The 15,769-nt window shown below is 43.4% G+C and carries 10 protein-coding genes and 1 tRNA gene; 4 read left to right on the forward strand and 7 right to left on the reverse strand.

The annotated features are described in order from the left end of the window. The first annotated feature begins 36 nt into the window (after window positions 1-36). From K9N57_05400 to K9N57_05410, 3 genes are all read left to right on the forward strand, one after another. Window positions 37-110 (forward strand) — tRNA-Arg (locus tag K9N57_05400). Between the two features lie 784 nt (window positions 111-894). Continuing rightward, window positions 895-2,571 carry a hypothetical protein gene (locus K9N57_05405; GenBank protein MCF7803604.1) on the forward strand — a complete coding sequence of 559 codons (1,677 nt, stop codon included), beginning with the start codon at window positions 895-897 and terminating at the stop codon, window positions 2,569-2,571. A gap of 414 nt (window positions 2,572-2,985) precedes the next feature. Next, a complete protein-coding gene (locus K9N57_05410; GenBank protein MCF7803605.1) occupies window positions 2,986-3,612 on the forward strand; it encodes a hypothetical protein in 627 nt (208 codons plus the stop codon). Window positions 3,613-4,309: 697 nt separating this feature from the next. Here K9N57_05410 and K9N57_05415 read toward each other — a convergent pair. From K9N57_05415 to K9N57_05445, 7 genes are all read right to left on the reverse strand, one after another. Further along, window positions 4,310-4,762: a hypothetical protein gene (locus K9N57_05415; GenBank protein MCF7803606.1), complete on the reverse strand. Its 453-nt coding sequence runs from the start codon at window positions 4,760-4,762 to the stop codon at window positions 4,310-4,312. Further along, a complete protein-coding gene (locus K9N57_05420; protein ID MCF7803607.1) occupies window positions 4,750-6,402 on the reverse strand; it encodes a hypothetical protein in 1,653 nt (550 codons plus the stop codon). Before K9N57_05420 ends, K9N57_05415 begins: the two co-directional genes overlap by 13 nt. A 46-nt stretch (window positions 6,403-6,448) precedes the next feature. Then, complete coding sequence (locus tag K9N57_05425) at window positions 6,449-7,336, reverse strand: toprim domain-containing protein (protein MCF7803608.1); 888 nt, start codon at window positions 7,334-7,336, stop codon at window positions 6,449-6,451. A gap of 60 nt (window positions 7,337-7,396) precedes the next feature. Continuing rightward, entirely contained in the window at window positions 7,397-7,588 is a 192-nt protein-coding gene (locus tag K9N57_05430; GenBank protein MCF7803609.1) for a hypothetical protein, read from the reverse strand. A 130-nt stretch (window positions 7,589-7,718) separates the two neighbouring features. Then, window positions 7,719-8,009 (reverse strand): helix-turn-helix domain-containing protein, encoded by a 291-nt coding sequence (locus K9N57_05435; GenBank protein ID MCF7803610.1) that lies wholly within the window; start codon window positions 8,007-8,009, stop codon window positions 7,719-7,721. Between the two features lie 372 nt (window positions 8,010-8,381). Further along, entirely contained in the window at window positions 8,382-9,065 is a 684-nt protein-coding gene (locus K9N57_05440) for a hypothetical protein (protein ID MCF7803611.1), read from the reverse strand. Beyond that, window positions 9,058-10,299 carry a site-specific integrase gene (locus K9N57_05445; GenBank protein ID MCF7803612.1) on the reverse strand — a complete coding sequence of 414 codons (1,242 nt, stop codon included), beginning with the start codon at window positions 10,297-10,299 and terminating at the stop codon, window positions 9,058-9,060. Before K9N57_05445 ends, K9N57_05440 begins: the two co-directional genes overlap by 8 nt. A 717-nt stretch (window positions 10,300-11,016) precedes the next feature. Here K9N57_05445 and K9N57_05450 point away from each other — a divergent pair. Continuing rightward, the gene (locus K9N57_05450; GenBank protein MCF7803613.1) at window positions 11,017-15,765 is read left to right on the forward strand and encodes a hypothetical protein; all 4,749 of its coding nucleotides are present in this window, start codon (window positions 11,017-11,019) and stop codon (window positions 15,763-15,765) included. The last annotated feature ends 4 nt before the right edge of the window (window positions 15,766-15,769 follow it).

Genomic DNA, 15,769 nt, shown 5'->3' on the forward strand with positions numbered 1-15,769 from the left:
GGGAAAATCTTGTATATTTGAATTCGAAACAGATATGCGCCCTTGGCTCAGCTGGATAGAGCGTCGGATTCCGGTTCCGAAGGTCACAGGTTCGAATCCTGTAGGGCGTACTCAGGTCAAATGAAACCCTTGCTATACAAGTGATAGCAAGGGTTTTTTATTTTTGGTACAGCTATAGGTACAACAAAATGGCGTTTTCCACCTTTATTTGGTCCTTTTTTACCTTTTATAAAAAATCTCAATGATATAAGCACCAAATATAATTTAAAATTTATTTAACTAGAAGAATTGCTATAGTAAAAGAAACTGAATGATGTATAATTTTATATAATCCTAGTGTTACACAATTGCGATATACGTCATTGTGTGAACAATGTAGACTTTACTTATTTTTCCCATATGCATTTGTATAACAAGGCCTATCGATCCCGTCATATAGTCTAATTGACAAGAATCTGGATTGGTACTCTAAATACCAAATTGCCTAAACTGAAATATCCCTTTAATCGCACACACTCACAGGATATTGTTGAATGTGTATATAGAATTGGTTGGAGCGGTAAAACGAAACTAATGTTTTTTTCATAAAGTACTACAAGGGTGTATGATGGAAGATGGGGCACACCCACCCAGCCAAGCGGGCCACCCCCGTTAATATATAGTATATGTTCGATCTACAAAAATTAGAAAAAGGAGCTTCAGGTAGTTGCAAATTCTCATTTTTACATTGCATGTTGATTCTTTTAAATAAATATTTATTGAAGGAAAAATTTTGTAGCCCCAATTTCAAGTTAATTTAAACTGTTTTTGAGTTATAATGCTAAATGGTTGAAATACGTTTTATATGGTTGTATAAAATTGAAATAATAGATTACATAACCCTCCGGAGAAGTAATGAGAATTAAAATATATCCGTTATCTCGCTTCATTTTCCTTCTACTGCTAATTTCTACAATATCCAGTTGTGACAGTTTAGATTTTCTTACAGACAGTAAAAAAAGTGATGAACCTGATAATACTATCACTATTCAGGGAGTGATTATTGATAAAAGCACAGAGGATAGTCTTCCCGATGCAGTTATAAGGATTATATCACCTAAACCGGAAATAAATACCCAGAGTGATTCTGCCGGACATTTCACACTCTCAGTTGAAATCGATTCTACTGTTACTCTAACGCTTATGTTTTATAAGGAAGGCTATCAAAGTGATACTACTTCTGTTTTAGCCATACCCGGTCGTGATGTTGAGTTGCCTGATGTTCAATTAAGTCCGGATCGTGAATCAAAAACAACAATCTCAGGTAAGGTTCTTTTATATACAGATCAAAGCCCAGTTCAAAATGCCACGGTAAGAATTTTTTCACCGTTACCACAGCAAACGACAACTACCGGGATAGCAGGAGAATATGGATTCACCGTTGAAATTGACTCTTTAACAGAATATACCTTAATTGCTACCAAAAATGAGATGGAGCCTGATACAGTGAGTTTCACGGTGACACCTCATTCAGACAATGAAGCTCCAACGTTAATAATAAGAGCAGAAGAGAGTCAGACTGTTCCGGCCAGTATAGTTCTCAGCTCGTTATCAGAAACAACTATTTCTGTTCAATCTACTGGAACTACAGAAATTGCCTCAATTACATTTGAAGTCCAAGATTCTCTCGAAAATCCTGTAAAATTAAAGGATTCAATAGCAATCCAATTTACATTGGGTGCTTCTCCACAAGGCGGAGAAATACTTTACCCGCAATCTACCATAGCAGATGACGACGGTTTGGTAACAACACGATTATTCAGCGGGACAAAAGCCGGAGTTGTTCAGGTTGTGGCTCAATATGTTGGAAACGGGAAAACCATTCGTTCCCAACCTGTGCCGCTAACAATTCAAGGCGGTTTACCAGATTCAAACCATTTTCATGTTGTGTCGGAACAATTGAATTATGCTTTACCGGAAGTTGGCGAATCTATTTCTATTACTGCACTTGCGGGAGATAAATATGGAAACATTGTTCCACCAGAAACAGCAATATATTTTACTACAGACGGTGGTATTATAGAAGGGCAAGGGATAACTGGTGATAACGGCCAAACAACGGTATCCCTCTACTACACAAAACCGTTTCCAGTCCACCCTGTTTTCGGTGAAGGATACACAACGATTACAGCCCAAACTGCTGATGAAAATAATAATACGATCGAGGCACATACTATAGTTCTATTCTCCGGCAAACCAATCATCTCAGAAGTTACACCAGATACATTCCATCTAGCTAAAAACGGGAGTCAGAATTTTAGTTACTCTGTGAGTGATACCAACATGAATCCCCTTGCCGAGACTACTACTATTGCAGTGACAGCTGATCCGGACAATCTTGAGCTAATCGGTGATGTCGATGTAACGTTATCTGATACTCAGGAGCGTGGTGCTGGAACAACTAATTTTAATTTTGTCATATCGAATCCTGATACCTCCTCTACTTCGCAGACCAAGCAAGGGGTAGTTACTATATCCGTTGATGGGCCAAACGGATCCACTGAGCAAAAAATTTATGGTTCTTTTGAATAGGGTTGTTTTGTCTTTAATGTCTTGTGATGTTCTTTTTTTTTGTAGATTTGTGATATTTATAATGAGCAGACTTCCATCCGATTTTATACTGAGAGAATAAAAAAAATAAGGGGGTACCAACCCATGTTTTGGGGCGCCCTTGTCTTTTAGTATATATCTCCGATTTACAAATCGGTAGAAAATACCTGCTTCAGGTGGTTGCACCAATTCTCTATTGCAAATATGCTTAAGTAATGGGACCTTAAAGTATCGCTTAACTCCTTTTGTATTGTCCTGATTACTTGTTGGATTGGCTTGGTTATATTTGCATCGCACCAGAAATAGTGTTTTTTGAGGGTACAGAATGGTAGGAGGCCAATTCATTCATTAGAGTTGGCTTCCTACCAAAATAATTGGTAAACACCAGAGGTTGCCATGAAAAAAATTAACCTATTGCTTCTGCTCACTTTTGGGATAGTACTTTTTAATAATTTGTATTCACAGGAAACACATTTTCGTGCAGCCCATTGGGGTATGAAAAAAGATGATGTTTTCCGCTCTGAGGATGCAAAATATGATGATCAATTTATGTTCCAAAATATGAAATATAGGATTTTGGATACATACACTTTTAATGGTTGGTTGTTAGTGAATTACGTTAGTATTTATTATTATTTTTTTAATGATAGGCTAGTAAAAGGAGGATATTCCACAGATGCAACGAGCAGTTTCAAATCTGTTAAGGACACCTATAATTCTTTCAGTGAAAGCCTAACTCAAAAATACGGTGAACCATTCCCTCAAGATCCATTATTGTTTTCAGATGAACAGAATGGCGTAGCATACAAACAATATTGGGAAACACCGGCTTCATTAATTACCCTTGAATTAATCAATGCCCAATTAATGATGGAGGAACCAGAACCCACAGATTCCTTAATGTGGAAAAATTACAATAAACCTTATTATGTTACATTATTTTATCGGAGCGCGGATTGGGTTAAAGAAAAAAATGAATTATGGCAAAGGGAGAAAGAAAAAGAAATGGAGGCAAAATTTTAGGAAAAATCTTTGTCAATCGTTTTCATATAACGTAATCACAGCGCCAAGGAGTACGCCTAAAATAAAATCCTTCCAGTTCATAATTTCCTTCCCTTTTGTAAGACTATTTAGAAATGCCTATGGACAATATGAAGATTTGTTGTATATGCCAGTATATCTTATCAATAGTTTAAATCAAATATTTTTTCTAAGGCGTTATGTTAATCGGTTAATAGGGTAGGAGAGTATTTTAGAGAGAGTAAATATATCATAGGAAGTTGTCTCCGGTTGCTACAAGGTTACAAAAGTGGTCGGGCTTTAAAAATTCTCTAATTTCATCCATTAGTGCGAAATGTGAATTTGTAGCTGAGTTGATCTATCGCTGTATTTATTAATTTTTCGATACATATTACGCCTGAAAAACCAAGACATTTCTGAGAGGCGTAACAAACCCTGTAAAAACAAATTAATTGTATTCTGACGACTCAAATTAGTGCTCTGGGTAATTTCAGACTGTATCCTTCGGAGGGTCATGCGTCCGAAAGGGATAAAGAGGGCACCTTAAATCCGCACAGTGGCGCACTTCGTTTGCGTTAAATCCCATACATTCCTTGCAGAAATTGAGAATAGCCGTCTTGCGTGTCAATTCTATTATTTTTGTTTTTCCGTTCCTGGACCGAATCTTATGATTTATAGCCATGCGATTATCCTCCTTAGTTCATTGGTGATTTTCTTGGTAATTTTTTACTGGGAATCCGTCCGTGGCTTCCTCTGGAGTCACCGGCCGACCCAGAAATGATTCCAAGCGGTCAATTAGTCGTGACAATTCCCGTGTCAGATTTTCCCATTCCGAAAATGCTTTCATGTTTTTCCACTCATCAGGGCCGATTTCGTTTAGTACTCGTTCCAAATCCTGTTCAATTTGTAGACGTTCATTATATTTCCGCTGAAGTTTCGCCAGTGCATTGAAGTGGAACATGAGATCATCTTTATTTTCATACACTTTTTCTACAAGTTCTGGGGCTGCAGCCTCCGGAGGAGCTATGCCGATCCGTTTTCCATTAGTAAACAGTTGAATGCTGAGATCCCATTCATGCCCGATTATATCCAGGACTGCATCTACATGTATTACAAGTATATCTTTTCGGTCTGTAATTTTTACTCGGTCCATAGTCCTTCAACATCTTGTTTATTTATTGCTTCAGTTGACTCAGTTGCTTCAGAATCCCCGTGGTTAAGCAATTTTCCCCCTGAAGGCTCTCGCTCACTTCCTTCAAGTCCATCAGGTTGCTTCAGGGTTGCTTCAGGCTCGGAGCCTTTGTCGTTAAGCAGTTCTGGAGTAACTGAAGGTTCTGAAGGTTTATTTGGGTTGTTTTTTGTAAGACGGTACATGCTTCCGCGTTCTTTATTGCCTTCCCATTCAAATTCAATTCCAATTTGCTGTAACGAGGGAGCAAGTCTGCGTTGCTTTCCGCGTAAGGTTCGGCCGTTAGGAAATTGCTTTGAGTTCTGCACCTTGTCGGACACCTGTTCGCCTAACGCTTCAATCAATTCCGTGGCCGTGCCTCTCCATTCCTGGTGGTCTGTCATCAGGGAGCGTATTGCTGTTGCGGTGACATCGGCCCCCAGTCCAATTTCAACGGCCTCACTGCGATTCTCCATATAGTCCGCCAGAAATGTCTCATGTTCCCATCCTAATGCCGGTTCTGCTGCTGTAACCCACCGAGCGAAATCGAGCATCCTGGCCTTGTTAAGGCTCAATTGTGTTTCCTGGACGTTTCGCAAGGCATGGGATACGGCGTCAAAAACAGCACCTAACAGCTGCGGATATGCCCGATTAAATCGGGGCCAAAATGCTTCCTCATCGATGTAATGTTCAATCCGGGGGAGGTCTAATGTGAGTGAGCGATCTTGTAAGTCGCCACGCGTTGCAATGTCATCTATGCCATTCAAAATAATCGGACGCTTAGCCTGGAATATTTCCTCGCCTCGGTTTGTGTACAGTGTACGCTTAGAGAACCCTGCTCCAGTAGAAAGTCGACAAAGGGCATCAGAGAGCCAGACCGGCGCGCCGGATAAGTTGTCTAAAGCGATAACCCGGCTATTTTCTGCCGCAATTGCCAGCTCCTCCTCATTGCGGGGGCGGGTCCGTGTCGGAGCCTGATTCGGGTCGATGAGAGAGCGGATCACCTTTGAACCGGTGCTTTTCGCAGTTCCACGGCCTCCCTGGAGAATCAAAATCGCATATGGGCCGGAGGGGTGATAGGCTCCAATGATAAAGCCCACCATAAGCCGAAAATCTGATTCCTGTTCATAATTTAGGAACGGCTTTAATTGTGATATACTCCCGCCGGATTGTGGCATCGGCAATGGGAGCATCCCACCGGGACGGATAAATTTTACGGGAGGATTTTTCACAACTTCCCATCCGTCCGGGGTGATTTTTACTGCATCCCAGTTCTCGTTAGCCAGGTCTACCCAAATATTACCGTCGATGCTGGCGGTTCGGACATGCACCGGCTTTTCCGGGCCATCAAATTGAGCGATGGATTCGATAGTCGCTAGGGCATCAGTTTTTGCCTGAGAATGGGGCGCGCTGCCTGTCTGCTGATAATAGTCATGATACAGCCACCGGGTGAAGCCTGAATATTTTAAAGTGAAGGTTTCCCAGTGATCGTCAACAGGGATACTGGCAAACGGCTCTTTATTCGGGCTGTGAAACAGCTCTGCACGCCGGGCGATCTGTATTAAGCGTTCTGTCTGTGTCGGGTCTTTGTCCGGTTCTTTGGGATTCTCCAGTACTTTTTTCACCGGCCGTTCACCTTCCGTTTTCACCTTATCATTAAAATCAGATTGATTACTCATGTACAGTCCTTTCAAACTCTGGTATGCAATACTTCGCGTTTGCAGCCTTCGCTGCTTTAATAGCGGCCTCAATTCCTGGATTTCTGCCTATTTTTTGTTCCGTCTGCCAGTCATTATCTCCCGCAATAATAATTTCTTTATCAGGGTATTTTTTCCGCATTGCTTTTGCTACGCGGATGAGATTAGAGTCGTTAAAGGCAACTGTCGTGGCTTGCCCTGTTAATTCAAAAATCGTGGCAGCGGTCGCGAAGCCTTCTGCGATGTATAACACATCTTTCAGTTCACCGATAGGGAAGTAGCCTGCCTTCGTTTTGCCACCAGTGAAATAGGCTTTGGTCCCATCGGCATCAATGGATTGCAGGCTTTGAAATTCGCCGCTGTGAGCATTATAAACTGGTATTAATAAATATGGTGGCGTTACGCGATAAAAGCCGCTCTGTGGCGTCTCAGTGTACCGAATACCGTGCGGCTGTATGCCTTTTGCCAATAGGTAAGGAAAACGATCCGGTGCAGGTATCGAATCCCTCCAGATGTGCTTTGCTCTGACTGCCGCCTGTCGATACTTTTCCCGCCGTTCACGTTCCCGTTTTGCTTTTTCCAGCTGAATTTTTTTTCGATATTTTACTCTATCAACATCGGACAGGGTTTCCGTTTTTCCTGCACTCCATGTTAGTTTTGGAGTGCATCGCCAGCATCCGAAGGCGCCGCCGGGAAATTCGCCGGGATAAAAAATGTACCAACCGTTATTTCGCCGAGGGCTGCATTTACAAGCAAACCGGTGAAAATCGCTGTCAGGAATAATTTCGTGATAGCCTAATCCAGTGGATGAAATGGCCCTGTTAAACTTTTGGAGATAATCGATTTCGGTGTTATATTTCATTGTCAAAAGCTTCTTCACCCCCTGTTTCCCGCAGGGGGTATTTTTTAATAGTGTAAGTGTTTAATCTTCAATCCAGAGGGAGGCATGGATCAATCGCTTTGAGATTTTCTTCATTGTGCTGTTTAACCGGGTGATCTCATTTTTTAAATCTGGGCTGTCTCTCCAATATTTTGAGCTTTCATCAGAATCGATGAATTTTCTGATCTCTCCACGAAGTCCTTGGATTTTTACTCCAACATCATACCCACCCATATTGAATCTCCTTTCGCTAAAAAGTGTATTATCGGCTTTTTTCTTTAAGCTTTATTGGCTTCACGTCGCATATTTTTAAACACTTTTTTGCACCTTCAAAGCGCCGTGAATCAATAGTTTTTTCGGAATTTTACCCATTCTCACGACGCGGGATCTGATTGCATTCCATAAATTCAACTACATCCGCTCGCTTATAAAAAATTTTTCGATTGTGCTTAGTAAAAGGAATCTGGCGCGTATCTCGGTAATGCTTTTGTTGAGGACGGCTCAGTTTAAATTCTTTTTCAACGGCCTCAGTCGTTAGCCACTCGTCTTCAGTGATTTGTTTAACAATCTCTGGCACTTTTGCCGATACAGTTTTATCAACCGCTTGGGAAATCATTTCCTGCAATTCATCCGGCTCTATCACAACAATGCTCATTCTGACACCTCATTGTGGGATTTTTTTAAATGTTCTTTGACGATCTTGATTGAATCGGGATGATATAAGTTGGGGATACCAGGTCCAGAGGAAGGCCGAATTAGCGGGAGTCTCCGAAGACTACGGAGGTAGTCGATTTTGTACGGCGGTGCTTCAGTTTTGTCTACGAGTTCACCGCGCGTTAGTCCATTGGAAATATTATAATTGTTAGTATGTCCCATGAGAACCTCCTTGTTTCCTTTATTCTCTCACTCATGGGGACAATACCGCTATGAAATATTTTGATGCAAATCTTATAATTACTTACACGAAATTTTTTTGAATAACTTTAAATACAATAATATCAATAATTTAAAATACTTATTTGGGAAATTACTTATCTGATGGTCTACCTCTCCTTCGGTCATAGTCGGGATTTTTATACCAACTCATTCCACCGGTTGAAAATTCCAGCCCTATGGCTTTATATTCCTCATATAAATCATGAAGGTATTTGCTTCTTGTACCATCAGGGGTAATTTCATGATAGATTTTCTGTTTCCACTTGGTTACGGTTTCCTCATCCGCTACATCATTACGAGCCTGATCAACTAGATTTTTCAATTTTTGTTTTTTTGTAGGGTTCTTTCGCTGGTTTCTAATTTTATTCCTTAGATTTTTAATATATTGTTTCAACGATTCCTTTTGGCTTTTGTATTTTTCGGAGCCTGGAATTGGATTTTGGGTCTCAATGAACCACTCTTTCACTATTTCAAATTTTTCCTGAAAGTTTTTCTCTCTTTGTTTAAATATCTCGATTTTTGATTTTTCTTCATTAACCAAATTGTTAAAAATTTTCAGGTAATCTTCTTTTGATATTGGGGCACTAATTTTTTCATACATAGGGGTATAATTGTTAATAATTGCCTTTTCCTCCTGTATCATTCCTGCATAATACTCAATTTCCCTTAACAGTGAATGGAATACGTGTTCAGCCTCATTGAGGTCTGCTGGTCTAAATTCTAACTGCCCATGTTTATTTTGAGAAAATAGTTCGTCCAATAAATAATTACTCATTTTCGGTGTCCTTTCCATTAAATGCTTGTTCAAGCGCCGAATCAACGGTATCCTCATCAAAACTTTTTAAATATGCTTCCGTTGTTTTCAAGTCGGAGTGTCCGAGCGTCTTACTTATACTGTATAAGTCCATACCGCGTTTGCGTACAAAATCTGCGTAACTATGGCGCGCCAAATGGAATGTAAGGTTAACATCTATTTTTGCTTTATCCGCCAATGTTTTGAGATACTTATTAACTAGGGCATTCTTACTTCCGATGTGTTTCTGCTCATCCCAATGGGACGGATACTCTTTTTCCAGTAAGGGAAAGAGCCGATCTTCAGGCTTTGTTGTGGGGTACCGATTCAAAATTTCTAGCGCTTGTGGCAATATCTTTACTGATTTGAATTTACCGGTTTTTCCCATGCGGTATTCTAATATTTTTCCCCGGTCTGAATCTTCCTTAATATTCTCTTGACGTAACCGGCAAACATCACTGAAACGAATACCACCGCAGTAGAAGGAAAACAGCCAGAAATTCCGGGCATGCCATACCCATGTGTCCGGTTCCAATTCTAAATTTTCCATTTTTTGAATCTGTTGCATCGACAGTTTGTCTTTGGTGACAGGTTCCTTTTTTAGCTCATAGGTCAAAAACGGGTTGGCTTCCATCGGGATAATTTTTTCCTTCACCGCCTCCCGGATCACGCGCCGAAGATACTTCAGATTTTTGTAGATGGTATTTGGAGCGTTGTTGTAAGGTTTCTTTTTCAGGAACGTCTCAAATTTCCGTAAAAAATCGGTGTCGATGTGGGTAAAGGGGAGAGGGCCGTCATCAGTGAAAGCCTTTAATTTGTTCAAAACAACCTTATAGTTCTTATAGTCCCAGTGGCGTTCGCGTTCTTTGAGGAAATTGAGAAATTTTTCGTAATACGCCTTCGCATCTTTCAGGTCTGCACCGGTGATACGTTCCTTTATATTTTTGGCTGTCAACTGAGTATGGTGATCGTCTTTGACGGCAATTATAGCATCTTGAGCCTTGTTTTTTTCTCTCTCCAGGTGATCGTTATACCGGGTATCGTTCGGGTGATTTTTTCGTACTTCCTGCTTATCGGCGTTCCACTGGGAGGGCTGCACCTGCACATCTGTTGCAATGAAGCGGGTTTTTCGGTCGTGACTGATCCGTAAATACACCGGACACGTCCCATCTTCTCGTTGCTTCTGCTCGCGTAACACAAATTTGAGTTTTGCCATAATGACTATCCTTTTTGCCGATCGATTACTATTGATCCTACATAAATTAAGTTGTACTAAATATACGATGGTACAGCTATAGGTACAACAATTTCCCTTATTTAATTATATTCGGAGTTGACTTAAGCAATGTGAAACCCTATTATACTGGTAAATACAAGGGAGCTCCGGGGAAAATGAGCAAAAGAGAGAAATGGTATTTTGAGTCCTGTAGGGCGTACTTGATTTTAAACCCCGCTAACCCCCTGTTGGCGGGGTTTTCTTGTTGTGACAATGCGGCTCTATGTGTATAAATATTTTAGGTTGTCAGGTTAAAGTTCTGTTTTTCACAAGTAGAACGTATTTCATTTTCGTTCCTATTGGTTAAATAATGCCATACACACTTCATTTATCAACTTTATTGTGTTTTTCCAGTGAACCTTCGTTTTCATTGAAATAGGGATCTTGGTTTACAGGGTTGTAATTGGTCTGGTGGTATCTCTCAGTGATAATATTTCTGAGGAATTTTTACTATCCGATACTTTCACAATGGTGTCGAATTTGTAGTTGGATTTGATGTTGTAGTATGCCATATTAATACAACTTATTGGATAAAATTATTGATAACTATTCAGGTCCTTCCCACTCTCTGCCATATCAATAATTTCGACCCTACCCATTTTTTAAAACTGATGAATAGCATTCAACATAGATTCCCGTTTAGACGGAGGAGTGGATATGAGAAGACTCTCGAATTATAGCCTGATTATGTCAATTTTGCTTCTGCCTGCATTATCCCGGGCAGATATTATGGGAGATTTGCTCACAGTTGACGTCAATATCACGAATACAGCAGTGTTTACTGTGCAAGACTGGAATTCGGATATCATGTTGTTCAATGTCAATCTCCAAAGTTTTATGGATGAAGAAGCTTCAGTGGTAATGGAGTTTCGTCTTTCGGTTTCCAATTCCTCTGTATTGTCAAAAGAAGGAACTATTGCCTGGGGAGTCTCTGTGGCGTATGACATTCCACCCAATGGAAGCCTGTTATTGACAAATGCGGACTTCACCGAAGGGACTGCCGAAAGATTTGTCGGGTCGCAGGAGTTTGAAGACGTGTTGAGAGAATCCGGGAAGCTGCCAGCCGGCGATTATGAGGTGAAAATCGCTGCGTGGATGGGGGTGGAGAGGCGGGATATGGATGAGAATGCTATGCGGATCATCGATACGCCGAATAATCGGCTATTGGACCTTTCCTGGGATCATGCCCATGCCACCGATGACGACTGGAGTGATGTCTATAATTGGGATCAAGGCGGACGTGGCGCAACCATTAAAAACAGGGTAGTGAACACAATCACCCTCCAGGATCCGACCCGAGAGAAAAATGTTTTAGAAGAGTATCCCTGGTTTCAGTGGTTGTCCCCGGGATTTCAGCAGGGCATTAATATTGATTACCGTCTCCGTATCGCTCAGTTCAATCCGGATCGGGGGCACAGCAGTTTCCAGGACGCGCTGGAAGATGATATCTCCATTTTTTTTGACACCGGTTGGCCTGATGATATGGCAAATCCACTCCGGGTTGTTGAAAACGGAGGGGAACAGCTCGTTAAAGTCCAATTCCCATCCGGCGACAGGGATCTGGCTTGCGGGTATCAGTATGTCTGGCAGGTGCAGGCCCGGGAATATGTGGAGGATTTCGCCGGGGATAACCAAGGTATATGGGGATGGCCAGCGCCAATTGAGAGCGAGATCCGAACTTTTAATTATGGCAGTGTTATCACCCAGCAGAATGTGAGTACCCCTGGAATGGGAAGTGAATTAACAACAGTACGGCCACGATTCAACTGGGATCCCATTAACTGTGCGACGACGTATGAAATTTGGGTTAGTGACGGGGATGATCCGGCTGTCGATAACGGGAATGTCTGGCAGAGCGATATTATTCAGAGCATCCCGTTTCAATATCCCCAGGACGTTCCCGGATTAAGACCGAGTGAGACCTATTACTGGAAGGTCCGTATAAATCCCGATGGGGAAGAATCTCCCTGGAGTGAAGTGCTGAACTTTTCCATCGGACCGATACAGAGCCCGGAGCCACAAATCGGCCAGCAGGTGAATACCGTTCGGCCGACCTTTAATGCGGCGGTCCCTACAGAGGTATCTTCTTATGAACTCTGGATCAGTGATCGGGATGATCAGGACGTTCAGAACGCCAATGTATTTAGTTATGATGAAATTCTGACACTCCCGTTTCAAATTACGCAGGCAATGACAGACTATTTTACCCAGAACCGGCTGTTCCCCGGCTTGACATATTTCTGGAAACTGATGCTCCGAGATGGTGCGGGAAATCTTGTCGGTCTGCCGGATGATTATACTCCATTTAGTTTCACAATAAATCCTATTACTCTCATATCCCCTAATCAGGGTGAAGGAAATATGACCGTCAATCCGACGTTTACCTGGGAGGGACCGTTGAGTGTCCTCTCATACGAGATTAGAATTTCCGGCGCTGAGGATACGGATGTATTGACACCGTTTTTCACGGCCTCCGTGAATGGCACTAATTTCAGGTATCCTCCGGATGCAGATCCCCAGCTTGAGCATGGTACGATATATAATTGGAGAGTCGTTCCGCTGGATGCCAACGGTGTTCCCGGGCCAGAGGAGTCGTTTACGGAAGTTCGTCAATTCACGACCATGGAACGGGAACTTGAACCCGCACCTGGCTTACAGGTAAGTGTCCCCTTACCCCGGCAGGTCCAGTTCTCTATAAGTCCGCCGGTAGTCAATGCCGAGGCGTATCATCTGATTGTCGGAAGCAGTGCAGGCCTGGGAGGAGACGGACTGATTGATATTCCCAACCGTCTCTGGGAAAAAGATGATCTGACTCTGACGAACTACACGCTTACCTCTGACGAGTACGAATTAGACTACTCGACCACTTATTACGCACAGGGAGTGGCACTCAGAGATGATGAGGCGCATTCCCTGCCGTCCGAGGTGATTTCATTCACCACTGGTGAAGAACAGACCGACGAGACTGTGGCAAGCCAGCCGCAGTTCTATATAGATGTAACAGAGGCCAATCCCAGAGTACCGACAGTACACCTTTCAAGCGGTGTGGAGGGGGCAACCAATTATACCATAGAAATCAGCAATGAAATTGAATTTGCCGCAATCCGAAATACTTTTGAGAATGTGACATCATTCCCGCAGGAATTGACAGCGTTGGATCCGGAATTGGATTTTGACCAGACCTATTATATCCGTATCACAGGATTTAATGACAACGGTGAACAGGTAGGAGCACCCGGTGATATCGTCTCCTTTAATACCGGCGTGGAACCCGGGGCAAACCAGCGCCCGGAGATTTCACTGGAGCCTGCGCCGAACAATCCCCTCGCTTTTAATATAACATTGCTCGCCCCAATCGAAGGCGCTAACACCTATCGGCTCACTCTGGCGTCCGATCAGGAGATGGCTACTGTGATAGCCGAGGAAAATGTTCGGACCACCGCATTTCCATACACATTTAGCCCGGAGGGTATCGCCTGGGGCGGTTCATATTATGTCCGGGCCCAAGGCGTGAAGGAAGGGGAGGATCACGGATTACCCTCTCAGGTCCGGATGATCCAGATAGAAAATAAGCCCGGGGCAGATGAACAAGTTGGAATCGAAGTCTCCGTGGAACTTTCAAGTATCCGGATTACCATCAATATTCTGAATCAGATTACCGGGGCAACCGGGTATGTAGCACGGATTGCATCGGATGAGGAAATGTCAAATGTGCTATGGGAATCCTCGTCTCTTCCTCCACCACAGATCGTATACAATGATCCCGGCCAGCCGGATAACCTGCTGGAGTTTGGCCAGGTATATTATGTGCAGGTTGATGCGTATGATGCAGACGGACCCCATGGAATTCAATCCAATAATACTCCGGCTTTTGTACCGTCCATCGAGCCGGCGACATTGGCCGGGAATCCCACGGAAGGCAGTTTCTCCTGGGAGCCCACCGAACCTCAGTCTGCCGGATATCGGTTTGAAGTCTCCCTGAACCAGGATTTCTCTCCCGTTCACTTGTCTCAAGCTGTCACCGGTACAAGTGTCCCGTATTCCATCGATAACTTCAATTATGGAACAGGTTACTACTGGCGGGTGAGGGGATTTGACGATACCGGGAGTCCATTCGGGCCTTACAGTGACGTGGGATACTTTGAGACGGAGCCCTATCCGGCACCCACTTTGAATTCCCCTACTGGCGGTGCAGAAGTGTCCCTTCACCCGGAGTTCTCGTGGGTGGGTATTGACGGAGCAGCAGCATACCTTTTCGAACTGAGCGGGGGAATTGATTTCGAAAATATCCACTGGAGCCGGCAGCTCCAGGAAACAAGCGTGACCTATCCTTCTTTTGCTTTAGCGCTGGAAACCAGCACGAATTATTACTGGCGTGTTTCCGCATTGTCTGAGGGTGGACAGGTCCTGAGTGTCTCGGAATCCGGTGGGTTCACAACCGGTGAGGAAGGCGGAGGACCAACAGCAGACAGTGGTCCGGGACAGCCTGTTACCGTCACAGGATTGTTACCTGCTGATGGTGCGAATGTCTCATCCACAACTCCAACATTCTCATGGGATCCTGCGGACAGTGTGGCGGCCTATCAGGTGCAATTTTCAAATAACAGCGGATTCGAAAATCCCTGGAGTTTACAAACCGGTGCAAGCTCCCTTACCTATCCTTCTGACGCAACAGCCCTGGAATTGGGCAATACCTATTTCTGGCAGGTCCGGGCATTGAATAACCAGGGAACAGAGATAGGGCCCTGGTCAGATGGCAGAAGTTTTACATTGACCGCTGAGTTTATTGTCACACTAAATTCGCCCTCATCCGGGGCATCTGTCTCGACATTGCGTCCGCAATTCAGCTGGGGGGCCATTGACGCTGCCACAGGTTACGAAATAGAAGTGGCTTCGGACGAGGAATACTCCAGTATTTTGTGGAAAAATGCCAATATTTCCGAGAGTACAGCTCAGTATCCCTCTGTCGGTGCCGAGCCGCTGGAATACGATGATTCGTATTACTGGCGGGTAAGGGCCCTGAATGAGGACGGTCCGCTGGGGGATTTCAGCGGTTCGTTCAATTTTTCTATCAGCGCCAGCAAGATCCCGGTTATACAGAGTCCGAATAATGTTACCACAGTATCCACGACACCGTCATTCCTCTGGCAGTCAGTTCTTGGGGCCCAGAGATATGGCATTGAAGTCAGCACAAATGAGAATTTTTCGCAGATCATCTATAGCAATAACGAACTAACTGAAAACCGATTTGCACAAGTCCCGACGCTTGGTAACAACCAGACCTACTACTGGCGGGTGGCTGCGCTGGATCAGGAAGGGAATATGCTGGGAGACTGGAGTGGGACTGGACAATTTACAACCCCATCCGGGGAATCCGTGATTATTCTGCAATTGGTTGAGGAATAGTGAG

The sequence above is a fragment of the Candidatus Neomarinimicrobiota bacterium genome (assembly GCA_021734025.1).
GTDB lineage: Bacteria > Fidelibacterota > JAANXI01 > JAANXI01 > JAANXI01 > JAANXI01.

Excerpts from the sequence above, each read along its gene's own strand:
- K9N57_05405 (MCF7803604.1), top strand. The coding sequence starts at position 895 with ATGAGAATTAAAATATATCCGTTATCTCGCTTCATTTTCCTTCTACTG.
- K9N57_05450 (MCF7803613.1), top strand. The coding sequence starts at position 11,017 with ATGAGAAGACTCTCGAATTATAGCCTGATTATGTCAATTTTGCTTCTG.
- K9N57_05445 (MCF7803612.1), bottom strand. The coding sequence starts at position 10,299 with ATGGCAAAACTCAAATTTGTGTTACGCGAGCAGAAGCAACGAGAAGAT.
- K9N57_05430 (MCF7803609.1), bottom strand. The coding sequence starts at position 7,588 with ATGGGTGGGTATGATGTTGGAGTAAAAATCCAAGGACTTCGTGGAGAG.
- K9N57_05410 (MCF7803605.1), top strand. The coding sequence starts at position 2,986 with ATGAAAAAAATTAACCTATTGCTTCTGCTCACTTTTGGGATAGTACTT.
- K9N57_05415 (MCF7803606.1), bottom strand. The coding sequence starts at position 4,762 with ATGGACCGAGTAAAAATTACAGACCGAAAAGATATACTTGTAATACAT.
- K9N57_05425 (MCF7803608.1), bottom strand. The coding sequence starts at position 7,336 with ATGAAATATAACACCGAAATCGATTATCTCCAAAAGTTTAACAGGGCC.
- K9N57_05435 (MCF7803610.1), bottom strand. The coding sequence starts at position 8,009 with ATGAGCATTGTTGTGATAGAGCCGGATGAATTGCAGGAAATGATTTCC.
- K9N57_05440 (MCF7803611.1), bottom strand. The coding sequence starts at position 9,065 with ATGAGTAATTATTTATTGGACGAACTATTTTCTCAAAATAAACATGGG.